This is a genomic window from Pseudomaricurvus hydrocarbonicus, assembly GCF_011602365.1.
In the GTDB taxonomy this organism is placed as follows: Bacteria; Pseudomonadota; Gammaproteobacteria; order Pseudomonadales; family Cellvibrionaceae; genus Pseudomaricurvus; species Pseudomaricurvus hydrocarbonicus.
This window is the reverse complement of the sequence record NZ_JAAONZ010000004.1, coordinates 305,021-319,385: the sequence shown is the minus strand read 5'-3', so window position 1 is coordinate 319,385 and position 14,365 is coordinate 305,021. Positions and strand designations below refer to the sequence as shown.

Below are 14,365 nucleotides of genomic sequence, written 5' to 3'. Positions count from 1 at the left end.
GAAAAATAGAACAGTCGCAGCTGGTGCCCGCGAAAGTCTTCAGGCAACAAAGGTTGCAGCTGCGAGGCGTTAAATTTCCGGTTTGAATCGGGAGTGGTGCAAGTTTCATAAACGCTGGCCAGTTGATTGAGATCAAAGCTTTTCAGGGCGTGGGGCGTATTATTTACTTGTAGCGTAAACGAATCTAAACAGCCTCGAAAGGATGATGACCTATGTATGTTGACGTGTATGTACTCTCTGGTGTGGCAATTGTTGTTTTGGCTTGTGTGATGATGGGGTATGTAGGGTATTACGCTCACCGTCACATTAAAGAGGATATGGAAAAATCCAAGAAGTCTTAAGCGGGCCTTCTTTCACAGGAAAATAGAATACCATCGGCAGGCCAAGTGCATAGGGCCTGCGGACAAGCTCCTCGCCATCGTGCGGGGATTTTTTTATGGGGCTTGCAGGCAAAAAAAAGCTGCCAACACCGGTGCGGTGGGCAGCTTTTAAATAAATGGCGGACCGGACGGGACTCGAACCCGCGACCTCCGGCGTGACAGGCCGGCATTCTAACCAACTGAACTACCGGTCCGCAGTTTGAACTAACACCTCCAGATCTTTCGCGTCACGCATCGAAACCTGTTGAAACAAGGTGCTTTGTGCAGGCATAAAAAAAGCTACCGGCTGAGGCAGCTTTTTCAGGCTCTAGCTCTTTATGGAAGCATAAGCCAAATTCGTGGCGGACCGGACGGGACTCGAACCCGCGACCTCCGGCGTGACAGGCCGGCATTCTAACCAACTGAACTACCGGTCCGCAATTTTACCGACATCTCCAGATTTTTCGCATCACGCATCGAAAAATTGGTGGGTGGTGAGGGGATCGAACCCCCGACCCTCGCCTTGTAAGGGCGATGCTCTCCCAGCTGAGCTAACCACCCTCGCTGTCAGTGGCCGCGTATATTAATGATATTTTGATTCTCGTCAACGGTTTTTTCTAAAAAAATCAAAATGCTACGTTTTATACCGTGCTTTTACTTTACCTTACTTCCTATAGAGACCAAGGGTGTCGATTGCTATAATCTCCGCCATCTAAAAGGGGAGATCTATGTCTGATCCAAGGTCATTACAGTTGACTCGACAAATGTTTACCGGGTTTTGGTTGCTGCTGTGCCTGTCGTTACTGCCAGGCTCGCCCGTTGCGGCCTCGATAGATGTGCACGAATTCAAGGACGAGGTCACTCGGCAGCGTTATTTGGCGTTCACGGAGGAGATGCGTTGTCCCAAGTGTCAAAATCAAAATTTGGCGGGTTCAGACTCTCCCATTGCGGCGGATTTGCGCAGGGAGCTGTACGAGCTGCTGCAGGATGGTAAAAGCGATAAGGAAATCGTGGATTTCATGGTGGCCCGATACGGCGATTATGTTTTGTACCGCCCGCAGGTAAAAACCAACACGCTGCTGCTGTGGGGCTTGCCGTCGCTGCTCCTGATCCTTGGGCTTGTGATGGTAGGTCTGACTCTCCGGCAAAGGCGCAGGGCGCAGCCTGGTTCTGCGGATCTGGCACAGGCAGAGGAGGCGCGTCTCCAAAAGCTGCTGGCGGCCGCCGCAGAGAGGGCGAAACACACCAATAACCCGCAGCGGTGATGGGCTGCGGATCGGCCCGGGGTACCCTTAGCTGGCGGGTTTTGGTGCAGTAAAGTTTTCTTCAACAGGGTTTGTTGCCGCTGCGGTGCCCGCGGCAGTTTCTGACTGGGAATACCCGGTCCCACCCTTCATGACGGGCAGATGCTGTCCCGCAACAGGATAAAGTGTAAATGGTGAGTTTTTGGTTGATAGTGGCAGTGATGACTCTGGCCGCGGCGTTCTTCGTGTTATGGCCACTGTGGCGCCAGAGACAGGGCGGTGAGGATGTGGCGGATCGTGAAGCCTTGGTGCTGGATCTGTTTAACGAGCACCTGCAGGGACTGGAACGTCAGTTTGCTGCGGGAGAACTGGATCAGGCTCAATTTGAACAACTGAAGACAGAGTTGGAGCTCTCCCTTCTGGAAGATATCACTGACGATAAAAAAGAGTGTCATGGGCATTCACGCTGGGGGCTTTATGCGGCCGTGGTGTTGTTGCCGGCGGTGGCTTTTGGTCTCTACTGGAAATATGGCTCGATCAATGACGTGGATATTGTGCTCAAGCGCCAGGCGTATTTTCAGGAAGAGATGCAGGCGGCAGAGCGTGGCGAGTTATCTTCCGGACAAGCCCTGCAGGGGATGGTCGACAGCCTGGAAAAACGTATCGCACAAGCCCCCGACAACCTGGGTAACCGCTATTTGCTGGCGCGGGCTTACATGCAAAGCAATGATTATGTGAAGGCCGTTGGGCAGTATACGTATATCGCTCAAAATAATGATGCACCGGCCAACGTTCTTGGCGAGCTGGCTCAGGCGGTTTTTTTGGCGGCGGGCAATCGGGTAACGCCAGAGGTCGAAATTCTGGTTGCAAGGGCGCTTGAAAAGGAACCGAACGAAGCAACTTCTCTGGGGTTGGCGGGTATTGGGGCTTTCGAGAGGGCCCAGTACGCCGAGGCCATCCAATATTGGCAGCGAGCGGTACAGGTGCTCGGTGTTGACTCACCTGGTGCCCAATCCCTGATGGCTGGCATTCAGCGTGCTTACTCGCTCATGCCCGAAGCAGCCGCTCCCCCGGCGGTGCTGGGGCAAGCCGATATGGCGGCTGTCCCTTTGGCGCCGCAGGGCCAGACGGTGGGAACAGGCAAGCAACAGGATACGGCGGCTCAGGCAAGCATCCAGGTGCAGGTGAGCGTGGCGGATGGGGTTGAGGTGGCGCCCAGTGACACCGTGTTTGTTTATGTGAGGGCCTGGAAGGGGGCCAAGATGCCGCTGGCCATCCGAAAAGTGCCAGCATCTGAGTTGCCGGCAACGATCATTCTGGATGAAACCATGGCCATGGCGCCGGGGGTGACGCTGACCAGCTTTCCCCGACTTGAGGTGGTGGCGAGGATTTCCAGGTCCGGAGCGCCGGTTCCGCAATCGGGTGACTGGCAGGCGACGTTTGGTCCCGTCATTTTGGCAGAGTTGGATGGCCCCCTCAGTTTATCCGTCAATCAGCAGATACCATGATCCCAGATGCTACTGGTTAAATTCAGATTGCCGGTAAAGGTTGCCTAAGTTACGGATCTTGTTGATAATTTTAGCGGCAGATCGAGGGGCATTCGGGGATATTCAGAGGCCGGCCGAGGATGGGGGCGACCATCGAACAGGGTGAGCAGATGAGTGGATGTAATACCACCGCCAAGTGTGTAAAATTCCTCAATCAATCGAACATGAACTCTTGGTGATGAGGGTTCCTCTGGTGAGCAGCTTGTGCTGGAGTAAGAATTGCCTGAGTGGGGATGTGTAGGGTGGAAGCCAGGTGTTTACCTGAGCAGGGATGTTTTTGGCAGTTTGAGTCCAACCCAAAACATAAGAAAATCAATACGTTATATCTGAGTGAAGCATTTCTATGCGGCTAAAGTGCATTAAGCTGGCAGGTTTTAAATCTTTCGTCGATCCAACGACGGTCAATTTTCCCAGCAACCTGGGAGCCGTGGTTGGCCCCAATGGTTGTGGCAAGTCCAACATCATTGATGCTGTGCGTTGGGTGATGGGCGAGTCGTCTGCGAAAAACCTTCGTGGCGAGTCCATGACGGATGTTATTTTCAATGGTTCAGGTGGGCGCAAACCCGTAGGACAAGCCTCCATTGAGCTGGTGTTTGACAACAGCGACGGCACCCTGATTGGAGAATATGCGGGCTACTCCGAGATATCCATTAAGCGCAAAGTCACCCGCGACGCCCAGAACAGCTACTACCTCAACGGTACCAAGTGCCGTCGTCGTGACATTACCGACATCTTTTTGGGGACTGGCCTGGGGCCGCGCAGTTACGCCATTATTGAGCAGGGGATGATTTCCCGGTTGATTGAGGCCAAACCTGAAGAACTGCGGGTGTATATCGAAGAAGCCGCGGGCATCTCGAAGTACAAAGAGCGTCGTCGTGACACTGAAAACCGCATGCGTCGCACCCATGAAAATCTTGAGCGATTGACCGATATTCGCGATGAGCTGGAACGCCAGTTATCTCGCCTGCACCGCCAATCACAGGCGGCCGAAAAGTACACTGAGTACAAAAAAGAAGAGCGACTGTTGAAAGCCCAGTTACAGGCTTTGCGCTTTAAAGTGATTGATACCAAGGCCGAGATTAAAAAAGAGGCCATCACTCAGCTGGAATTGAACGTTGAGTCTTTTGTCACCGATCAGGTTCAAAACGACACCGCGATTGAAAAGTACCGCACCCAATACACCGATTTGAGCGACAAGTTTAATGAGGTTCAGGGGCGCTTTTACTCCATTGGCGCCGATATTGCTCGTGTAGAGCAAACCATTCAGCACTCACAGGAGCGTGGCCGTCAGCTGCAATCGGATCTCGATCAGACCGAGCGCGACTGTAAAGAGTCCGAAGAGCTGTTGGTCGCCGATAAGACCAAAGCCGAGGAGTGGGAAGAGGAGTTGATGGAGCTTGAGCCAGAGCTGGAGCTGGTGAAAGCGGCCGAAGAGGGCTCTGGTGACGAGCTGCAGGAGGCTGAGGACGCCATGCAGTCTTGGCAGCTGGACTGGGACAACTTCAACCAAACTGCGTCCGAACCGCGTCAACGAGCGGAGGTGCAGCAGTCCCGGATTCAGCACCTGGAACAGGTACAAACCCGGTTGCTGGACCGGATACGCAAGCTGGACGAGGAAAAGAGAAATCTGGTTCCCGATGAGGCCGAAGAGGAAATTGGCGAGCTGACCGAGCAGTTGGCTGAACTGGATCTGGCCGCCGACGATAAGCGCGGCCGGGTGGAACAAATTGGCGACGAGATCAACGAATTACGCGACGACAATGACGCTGTAGCCAGTCAGTTGGACGATGTGCGCGGCAAATTACAATCCATGCGTGGCCGTCACGCCTCCCTGGAAGCGCTTCAGCAGGCGGCGATGGGGGAAAAGAGCGGGGCCGTCAGCGACTGGTTGAAGGAGCGCAGCCTGGCCGCAAATCCCCGTCTGGCCGAAGGTGTGGAAGTTCGTGATGGCTGGGACAAGGCCGTGGAAACGGTGCTGGGCAATGCCCTGCAGGCTGTCTGTGTCGATGGCCTCGATGCGGTATCCGAGTTTGTCGGGCAGCTGACTCAGGGGGAACTGGTGTTGCTGGATACCCGCGCCGAGGTGTCAGCCTCCGCTTCTGACGTCGCTGACCGCTTACAGGATAAAATTGTTTCGAATGTCAGTATGGCCGGACTTTTGGGGGCAATTTACGCCGTTGAAGATTTGTCAGCCGCATTGGCTATCCGCAGTAAGCTGCAGGCCCATGAATCCGTGGTCACTAAAGATGGTTTGTGGCTGGGCAGTAACTGGTTGCGGGTGGCGCGCGACAACGATGCCACTTCCGGGGTGTTGGCGAGAAAGCAGGAGCTTGAAGAGTTAACGGCTCAGCTGGAAGAAGCGGAAAATCGTGTCGAAGAGCTGAGCTTCAAACTGGATGAAGGGCGCTCGCAGATCAAAGAGCTGGAGCAGCAGCGGGAAGCAGTTCGCCGTGAATCCGAAGACCATAACCGCAAATACAGTGAGCTGCGCTCCCAGTTAAGTGCCAAGCAGGTCCGCGTAGAGCAGATCGCAGTACGTCACGAGCGGGTCGAAAACGAAATTCGTGAAGCCCGGGAGCAGGTCGATCTTGAAAATGAGGGCTTGGGCGAGGCGCGCATGATCCTCCAGGAAGCCATTGAAGCGATGGGGCGGGACACCGACCAGCGTGAGGCTTTGTTGGCGAAGCGCGATGATATCCGGGCAAAGCTGGATGACGCTCGTCAGCGTGCCCGCCAAGACAAGGATCGCGGGCACCAGCTCGCCATGCGTCATCAGGCGTTAAAAACGCAGGTCGATTCTATTAAGGCTGGGTTGGGGCGTTTGCGTGAGCAGACCCAGCGTCTGCAGGAGCGCCGTGACATGCTCCGCGACCAGTTGGAAGAAGCCCGGGATCCGGGTGAAGATCATCAGTTGGAACTCGAAGCCTTACTGGACAAGCGTTTGTCTGTTGAGGAAGAGTTGCTCAACGCTCGTAAAGCGGTTGAGCAGGTCGAGCACGACCTGCGCAAAACCGAGCAGGATCGCAGTCGCTCGGAGCAGGAAATTCAGGCGGTCCGCTCACGCCTTGAGCAGGCAAGGCTCGAAGCGCAAACGTTTGAGGTACAGCGTCGAACCCTGCAGCAGCAACTCGAAGAAGACAAATTCCATCTGCCAACTTTGCTGGAGCAGTTACCCGACGACGCTGATGAAGCGCCAATGGAAGAAGAGCTCGAAAAGATCGCCGCCAGGGTTACCCGTCTGGGGCCAATTAACCTTGCGGCCATTGATGAGTACAAAACGGAAGCCGAACGGAAGAATTATCTGGATGCTCAGAATGCTGAGCTTCAGGACGCGCTTGAAACGTTAGAGAACGCAATTAAGAAAATTGACCGGGAAACCCGAACACGCTTTAAAGAGACCTTCGATCAGGTCAACAGCGGCTTGCAGGAGCTGTTCCCGAAAGTATTTGGCGGTGGCCATGCCTATCTGGAATTGACTGGCGAAGACTTGCTGGATACCGGGATTGCGATTATGGCGCGCCCGCCGGGCAAACGTAACAGCACGATTCATCTGTTGTCCGGTGGTGAAAAAGCGTTGACGGCCATTGCTCTGGTGTTTTCCATCTTCCGCTTGAACCCGGCACCTTTCTGTATGCTGGATGAGGTTGATGCTCCGTTGGATGATGCCAACGTGGGGCGCTATGCTCGCATGGTTGAACAGATGAGCGAGCATGTACAATTTATTTACATTACCCACAACAAGATTGCGATGGAAATGGCACACCAGCTATTGGGTGTGACCATGCATGAACCTGGTGTGTCCAGGCTCGTAACGGTAGATGTGGAAGAAGCGGCGGAACTGGCTGCAAGTTAAACCATGTGCGCTGTATTTAATAAATACAAGTTATGCAGAGACTGTCTATGTTTTTAAAACAACGTTTTTTTTTAAAGCAAGCGATGTTTTTGACTGGTCGAGCCCTAGTGGATGGTCGGCTGGTTTGGATGTTTGGAAAAGTTATCAACCTTTTTACTTTTCAGGGGGCGCGGTAACGAATGGAGTTCGCGATGCGTGAGTGGTTAACGGTCATAATTGTCTTGCTGATCATTGGTGTGCTGCTGGATGGCTGGCGTCGGATGAGGTTGTCCAAGCGTCAAGCGATCAAAATGTCACGAAATATAATCAAAACGGACGAAGGCACTCCGGAAACTTACGGCAGTGAGTTGCCTAACGGTGGGGCCCGAGTGGTGGGGGTCAGGGATGAAGACGATACGCGTGAATTGACCCGAAATCTTCAGCAGGACTTTGTAAGAAGCAAGACGACCCTGGGGCGCCGCAAAATCCCCGAACAGGTGACTTTAAATCTGGATGAAGAAGTCCCTATGTTGATGGAATCGGTTACCGAGGATGAGGGTTTACGCAAGGAACCCTCAATTGCTGAAATCTCCATCGAGGAGCCTTCACTTGATGAGAGGCTGCCGGAGCCGGCTACGGCTTCAGAGGAAACGGCTCGGTCGGCCACAAAAGCTGAGCGCGCAGAAAGCAGAAGCAAGGCTCATCAAGACTCTGAACCCGAGCAAGAGCCTGAAGTAGAAGAAGTGCTGGTCATCAATGTCATGTCTACGGGGGGGGAGCGCTTTCAGGGAGCTGATCTCCTGCAGGTCCTGTTACAGTGTGGTATGCGTTTTGGTGATATGCAGATTTTTCACCGCCATGAAGGCGAGGATGGCGAGGGAGATCTGCTGTTCAGTATGGTGAATATGGTTGTTCCGGGAACCTTTGACCTCAGTACCATGAGTGAATTCGAAACTCCGGGCGTCAGCTTTTTTATGACTTTGCCCATGAGCGCTAACAGCATGGAAGCCTTCAATATCATGGCGAATACAGCAATGACGTTGGCTGACAGTCTGGGCGGAGAACTCAAAGATGAGCAGCGCAGTATCATGACTCAGCAAACGATTGAGCATTGTCGCCAGCGCATACGGGAATTTGAACGTAAACAGCTCTCTCGCGTTTGATTTAAAAGCCACTGCGCAGCCCCGGTTTATTTGCAGGTTATAAGTTTCGATTGATGACCTGTGAGCGCTCTGTTCTTGATAAAAGATTTGAGCTTAACCGGTAGCCACTTAACAGCTTGTTGGGCTCAAATTAACAATTTAATGGGCTCAAATCAGCTGTGATTCACAGGGCGTGGCGCTTGCTGCCATAGGGCATGTCGGATCGAAAACTCATGGCATCTTTCATTCTCTCGTCGTCGACACTTTGATTCTTTTGGTGTCTGTAATGGCTCCGTGTCGCCACTAGCCCACGTCAATGTATTGAAAAAACACTTAGTATTCAAAAACACTTATCAAATGGTAAGTGGAAATTTACCGGATTAGAACTCAGTTGGAATATCCCCACTAATGACAAGTACTGTTGAAGCCCAGACAAGGCTGGAAGAGCTAAAAAAGCAGCTTAATTATTATAACTATCGCTATTATGTGCTTGATGACCCCAATGTGCCGGACGCTGAATACGATCGCCTTTTTCAACAGCTAAAAGATATCGAGGCTCAGCACCCGGAATTGATTGCACCGGACTCACCCAGTCAGCGGGTGGGTGAGGCGCCCCTGAGTGCCTTTTCACAGGTGTCCCACGAGCTGCCAATGCTATCGCTGGACAACGCCTTTAACGACGAAGACCTGCTTAATTTTAATCGCCGGGTTCAGGACCGTTTAAAAACCCCCGAAGATATTGAGTTTGCCTGTGAACCCAAACTCGACGGTATCGCGGTAAGTTTGTTGTACATCGATGGTCAGCTGGTTCGGGGGGCAACACGGGGTGATGGCACTACTGGGGAAGATATTACCCAGAATGTGCGTACCATAGATTCGATACCTTTACGCTTAATGGGGCAGGGCTATCCCGCCACTTTGGAAGTGCGTGGTGAAATCTACATGCCCAAACGGGGCTTTGAGCGATTGAATGAGCATGCCCGGGCGGCAGGGGAGAAAACTTTTGTCAATCCTCGCAATGCAGCGGCAGGCAGTTTGCGACAGCTTGATGCCAGAATCACGGCCAAACGGCCCTTGCAGATGTGCGCCTACAGTGTCGGCCGGGTCAGTGGCGGAGAGTTGCCGGATCGCCATACCGCGGTGTTGGAAAAATTGCACGAGTGGGGGTTTCTGATCAACCCCGAAATGGCCACCGTTAAAAATATCGATGGTTGTTTGGACTATTACCGAAGATTGGCTGAAAAAAGAACGACCCTTGCCTACGACATTGATGGCATTGTCTTTAAGGTTAATGACCGTTTGCTGCAGGAGAGACTCGGGTTTGTGTCCCGTGCGCCTCGCTGGGCCATCGCGTATAAATTCCCTGCCCAGGAGGAGATGACCCAGCTGCTGAGTGTTGAGTTTCAGGTGGGACGAACCGGGGCTGTAACCCCGGTTGCGCGATTGGAACCTGTTTTTGTCGGCGGTGTCACCGTTTCCAATGCCACATTGCATAATCGCGATGAGATCAATCGGCTGGGAGTCATGGTTGGCGATACTGTGGTCATTCGCCGGGCTGGGGATGTGATTCCCCAGGTGGTATCGGTTGTTAAGTCCAGGCGCCCTGATGATGCCGCAGAGATTGTTTTTCCAGAAACCTGTCCGGTCTGTGACTCTCCGGTTGAAACCGTTCCGGGAGAGGCTGTCGCTCGCTGTACCGGTGGCCTGATCTGCGGTGCACAGCGCAAAGAGGCGATTAAACATTTTTCTTCGCGCAAGGCGATGGATGTTGATGGCCTGGGCGATAAGCTGGTTGAGCAGCTGGTGGATGAAGGCCTGATTCACTCGGTGGCTGACCTGTATAGGCTGGAAGCAGAGCAGCTCGCAGGCCTGGAGCGAATGGGCCCCAAGTCCGCTGAAAATTTGATTGCCGCTCTGAGTGCCAGTAAACAGACGACCCTGGAGCGTTTCCTGTACTCTTTAGGCATCAGGGAGGTTGGCGAGGCTACGGCACGAAGCTTAAGCCGTCATTTCGGCAGCTTGCCCGCGATCATGGCGGCCAACGAAGACGCCCTGCAGAAAGTTGGGGACGTTGGGCCCGTCGTTGCTCATTTTGTTGCGGAGTTTTTCCGACAGGAGCACAACCTGGAAGCCATTGAAGCATTACAGGCCGCCGGAGTTCACTGGAGTGATATCGATGTGGAAGAGGCGGATGAACCGCTGAAGGATCAAACCTATGTGGTGACAGGCTCATTTTCGATCGTCAAGCGTGACGCGGCTAAAAAAATGCTGCAGCAGCTTGGGGCAAAAGTGGCCGGTTCGGTCTCCGCCAAGACCCATTGTGTCGTGGTTGGCGGTGGAGCGACCAATAATTCAAAATACGTCAAAGCTCAGGAGCTGGGCATTGATACCATGACCGAAGAAGAGTTGGTAGCATTGCTGACAGAATATGGTGTCTATGAAGGTTAGCACGGGAAGGCAAATGGAATTTCTGAAGTTGATACTAACGCGCGGTGTGTTAGCGATTGTAGTGGTGGCCGGCTTGACCGGTTGTGTTACCTCTCCGCCGCGGCATGTGGATAATATTTGTCATATTTTTGATGAGAAAGATGGCTGGTACGACGACGCGCTGTCGGCGCAGAAGAAATGGGGCACTCCGATACCGATATTGATGGCGTTTATGCATCAGGAATCGCGTTTCCAGCCGAAGGCAAAGCCTCCGCGGACAAAATTGTTGTGGGTTTTCCCCGGCCCTCGCGTTAGCAGTGCCTACGGGTTTTCTCAGGCGAAAGATGAAACCTGGGATTGGTATAAAGATCAGGCCGGCGGGTGGGGGGCAGATCGTGACGATTTTGCGGATGCGGTGGATTTTGTCGCCTGGTACAACAGCGTCAGTCACAAGCGCAATGGCATCGGGTTGAACGACCCGTATAATTTGTACCTTGCGTACCATGAAGGGCATGGTGGTTTCAGTCGCAGAACCTACAGCAACAAACGCTGGTTGACCGGTGTGGCCAAAAAAGTGTCTTCCCGTGCGGCGACGTATAAACGGCAACTGGCAGGATGTCAGGAGCGTTTGGAAAGCAACGGTTGGTGGTTTTTCTAAGGGCTGAAGATTATGGATCAGGAATCGATTGTTTACGGTTGTATTAAAGATGCCTCCTATTACGAGACAGATTCATCCCGTCGTAGAATAAATCGGCAGGCATTATTAGGGCTGCCCAAGGCGGACGGCTGGCCTTTTCTGTGTCAGGAAATGTTTGCGATTCCACAGGTGGAGGTCGATCAGGCAAACTATCAGACCGAGGTTATGCACTTCGGTGCCTCCTACAAAGCCGTGGAATACGAGTGGGAGCAGTGGATTGCCAAATTTGAAGAGCTGCTCAGTCAAATGTATTGGGTTTCAGCCACCGTGCATTTGGAAACTGAATTATCGGGCACCCACACCTTTACCTGGGAGTCCGCCAGCGACACTCATATTCCGGGGTCTGGCGATATGCAGGTGCGCTGTGAGTGGAGTCACGAGGGGTCTCTCAGCCTGTAGTCTGGTGTTCGGGCAGTCCTGTAGTGTGGTGTTCGGGCAGTCCTGTAGTGTGGTGTTCGGGCAGCCCTACAGTCTGGTCTTCGGGCAGCCTGATTGTTGAGCTACTGCGAAGGCTTTTGGTGTTAGGTGCCGGGACCCGTGGATCATTCTCGGTCCTGAAACCCTTGGTTGGGTGGGGTCCTTATCGAGGCAGTCGCTGATCCAAAATACCTCGCTGATGAAAAAATGAAATACCGTCACTCGGCCCAATTACGGGGGCGGCCGCTGTCTGGCGTTAGCCCGTCCTTCTTTAACCGTGAATGAAAAACACTTATGCATATATCGTCTCCTGAAGCGAAGCGCTTTTTGCAGCGTGATATTCGCCTGGCTTTCTTTGATATTGATGGCACGTTGCTGGGATTGGATGGTAACTATACGGAAAGAGTGCGGCAGGCTATCCATTCCGTTCAGGCGCGGGGGGTTAAAACGGCCGTGGCTTCGGGGCGGCCCCTGTTTGCGGCTGATTTTCTGGTGCGTGAACTGGGCTTAAATCATGCGGGTTTGTTTTATACCGGCGCTCTGCTTCACAATCCACAAACGGGGGAAAGCCTGGCTGAGCACCCATTGGAGCAGGCCTTGGTTGAGTGCCTGTTGGCGGCGGCGAAACACATGCAGGTGTATATCGAAGTCTGTGGCCGGCATCGCTTTTACGTCGAAGCCATCACCGCCTTGGGACAATTGCACAGTCAACACCTGAGAGCAGCCCCTGAAATGTGTGCTTTTGATGAGCTGGAAGCGGATGAGGCCGTTATTAAGCTGTTGTTTGCAGTATCCGCCAGACAAGATCATGCCAAGCTCTATGCCCTGGAAAAACGATTTCCTGACGCCGTGTTTGCCTATGCTAAGATGGCGGCAAAGCCGGATTGGTTGTTTGTCAGTGTGATCAGCTCGCGGGCCTGCAAGCAGACTGGCTTTCAGCAGTTGCTGGAATACCATGGCGTCACCGCTGATCAGGTGATTTCTTTTGGGGATGCGCAATCTGATAAAACCTTTTTGCAGTTGTCCGGGGTGGGTGTGGCGATGGGAAATGCAACAGACGATGTCAAAGCCCAGGCTGATATTGTCACTACAGCCGTTTGGGAAGATGGCGTAGCTGTAGTGTTGGAACACTTGGCTGGGAGTTAGCCTCGGCTGGCAGGCCGCTACTGTGGCTGAGTTTGTGTTAAGTCTGAAACCGTCAGAGAGGCGTTTTGCCATATGGCCAATGCCGGTCTCTGAATTGTTAAAGGTGTTGTATGATTTTTTCCAGGAAGAATAAGTCCAGATCCGCTGCTTCGGTGGCTGTTTTGGCATCTCTGGCGTTTTTGGCACTGGCCGTTTGGGGCTGGGATGTACCTCTGGAAACGCTGAGTCAATTCTTTTTAATTTCACTGGTGTTGATACTCGGCCTGATGGTGGCCGCTATCGGCATGGTTGTTTTGATCAAATTTGTTCAAAAGCTCAGAAATGACGATTGAAAATCTTGACCAATGAAGCCAGTATAGTCACCCCAATCTCTGTCGGCCAGGCCGAATGGTGTCAGCTTTATGGCGATATTTGATAGTCCCGTATCCGTCGAGTATGCCCGTGCATTACTGGATGCAGCGCAAGAACAGGGCTGTGACACGGATGAGTTACTGCAGGCGCTGGGTATTTCACCGGAAGATATCGAGGATGGGCGCTTTTTTTCAGCGGTGAAGTACGGACAACTCTACCAGCGCATCATGTGGCAAATGCAGGACGAGTGTTTTGGAATGATGGCCGGAGGTAAGGTCCGCTGGGGCTCATTCCGGTTGCTTTGCCTCACGCTTATTCATTGTGAAAGCCTGCGTCAGGCGGTGATTCGCACGGGTGAGTTCAGTGAAATATGCCGTGGTTTCCAGGTTCGGTCGATCCTGGTTGAGGGCGAGGGTGAATTGGCCTCGATTCGAATGGCAGGGATCGAATCTTTGTCCGATGAGGCCTTTGAGCAGCTGATGTCGGTCGAAAACGCTGACCGTATCAGGACGTCTTTGGCGGTTTGGCACCGATTTCACTGTTGGTTGATTGGGCAGGAAATCCCTCTGGAATCGATCAGTTTTACATTTCCATGCCCCGAGTCTTTCCGGGCTCTGGCAGAGTCTTATCCCGCACAGATTTTCTTTGAGCAACCATACAATGGTTTCGAGCTGCACAAGGATTATCTGGATGCCCGGGTCATCCAAAATCCACAAACCCTGGACGAGTTCATCCGCATGGCTCCGTACCACCTGGTCATTAACAACAGTGCACGCAGTACCCTTAAATCGAAGGTGCGCACTATCTTGTCAAAAGACGTCAGTGAGTCCATGCCTGGGGCCGAGGCCGTCGCCTCCCAATTAAATTTATCGGTAACGACCCTGCGCCGCCATTTACAGCAGGAGGGGACCTCGTTTCAGAAAATCAAAGACGAATGTCGCCTGGAAGCGGCCATCCATTATTTGGGCTGTAAAGACCTCACTAACAGTGTGATCTCCGAGCGCCTTGGATTTGATGAAACCAGTGCCTTCTTCCGGGCATTCAAAAAGTGGACCGGACTGACTCCCGGTGAATACCGCAAGCAAATGTCGGTAGAGCAGGGCGCGGCCTAGCGTTTATATCTGACTTGTTGGTCAAGCAGGTTCTTTAAGTGTAAGTCTGTGTTGATCGGCCCAAAGTATTTTTGACCGAATAGTCACAGGC

General features: G+C 52.9%; 10 protein-coding genes and 3 tRNA genes. 10 read left to right on the top strand and 3 right to left on the bottom strand.

Going from position 1 to position 14,365, the window contains the following annotated elements:
* Positions 1-497 precede the first annotated feature (497 nt).
* From G8770_RS08040 to G8770_RS08030, 3 genes are all read right to left on the bottom strand, one after another.
* Positions 498-574, bottom strand: a tRNA-Asp gene (locus tag G8770_RS08040).
* A 145-nt stretch (positions 575-719) separates the two neighbouring features.
* Positions 720-796: transfer RNA gene (locus G8770_RS08035), tRNA-Asp, on the bottom strand.
* Between the two features lie 48 nt (positions 797-844).
* A tRNA-Val gene (locus G8770_RS08030) sits at positions 845-920 on the bottom strand.
* Positions 921-1,087: 167 nt separating this feature from the next.
* Between G8770_RS08030 and G8770_RS08025 the strand changes: the two genes are divergently transcribed.
* The 10 genes from G8770_RS08025 to G8770_RS07980 all read left to right on the top strand — a co-directional run bounded on the left by G8770_RS08025 (position 1,088) and on the right by G8770_RS07980 (position 14,274).
* Complete coding sequence (locus G8770_RS08025; protein WP_208022116.1) at positions 1,088-1,624, top strand: cytochrome c-type biogenesis protein; 537 nt, start codon at positions 1,088-1,090, stop codon at positions 1,622-1,624.
* Positions 1,625-1,794: 170 nt separating this feature from the next.
* Positions 1,795-3,111, top strand: coding sequence for a c-type cytochrome biogenesis protein CcmI (gene ccmI, locus G8770_RS08020; protein ID WP_167184458.1), 1,317 nt, complete (start codon positions 1,795-1,797; stop codon positions 3,109-3,111).
* Positions 3,112-3,493: 382 nt separating this feature from the next.
* A complete protein-coding gene (smc, locus tag G8770_RS08015; RefSeq protein ID WP_167184454.1) occupies positions 3,494-7,003 on the top strand; it encodes a chromosome segregation protein SMC in 3,510 nt (1,169 codons plus the stop codon).
* Positions 7,004-7,194: 191 nt separating this feature from the next.
* Positions 7,195-8,145: a cell division protein ZipA gene (zipA, locus tag G8770_RS08010; RefSeq protein ID WP_167184450.1), complete on the top strand. Its 951-nt coding sequence runs from the start codon at positions 7,195-7,197 to the stop codon at positions 8,143-8,145.
* 387 nt (positions 8,146-8,532) lie between these two features.
* Positions 8,533-10,572 carry an NAD-dependent DNA ligase LigA gene (gene ligA / locus G8770_RS08005; protein ID WP_167184447.1) on the top strand — a complete coding sequence of 680 codons (2,040 nt, stop codon included), beginning with the start codon at positions 8,533-8,535 and terminating at the stop codon, positions 10,570-10,572.
* Between the two features lie 13 nt (positions 10,573-10,585).
* The gene (locus tag G8770_RS08000) at positions 10,586-11,209 is read left to right on the top strand and encodes a transglycosylase SLT domain-containing protein (RefSeq protein ID WP_167184444.1); all 624 of its coding nucleotides are present in this window, start codon (positions 10,586-10,588) and stop codon (positions 11,207-11,209) included.
* A 12-nt stretch (positions 11,210-11,221) separates the two neighbouring features.
* On the top strand, positions 11,222-11,647 hold the full coding sequence (locus tag G8770_RS07995) for a hypothetical protein (RefSeq protein ID WP_167184441.1): 426 nt from the start codon (positions 11,222-11,224) through the stop codon (positions 11,645-11,647).
* Positions 11,648-11,959: 312 nt separating this feature from the next.
* On the top strand, positions 11,960-12,811 hold the full coding sequence (locus G8770_RS07990; protein ID WP_167184438.1) for an HAD-IIB family hydrolase: 852 nt from the start codon (positions 11,960-11,962) through the stop codon (positions 12,809-12,811).
* Positions 12,812-12,921: 110 nt separating this feature from the next.
* Entirely contained in the window at positions 12,922-13,143 is a 222-nt protein-coding gene (locus G8770_RS07985; RefSeq protein WP_167184435.1) for a hypothetical protein, read from the top strand.
* Between the two features lie 69 nt (positions 13,144-13,212).
* On the top strand, positions 13,213-14,274 hold the full coding sequence (locus G8770_RS07980) for an AraC family transcriptional regulator (RefSeq protein WP_167184432.1): 1,062 nt from the start codon (positions 13,213-13,215) through the stop codon (positions 14,272-14,274).
* The last annotated feature ends 91 nt before the right edge of the window (positions 14,275-14,365 follow it).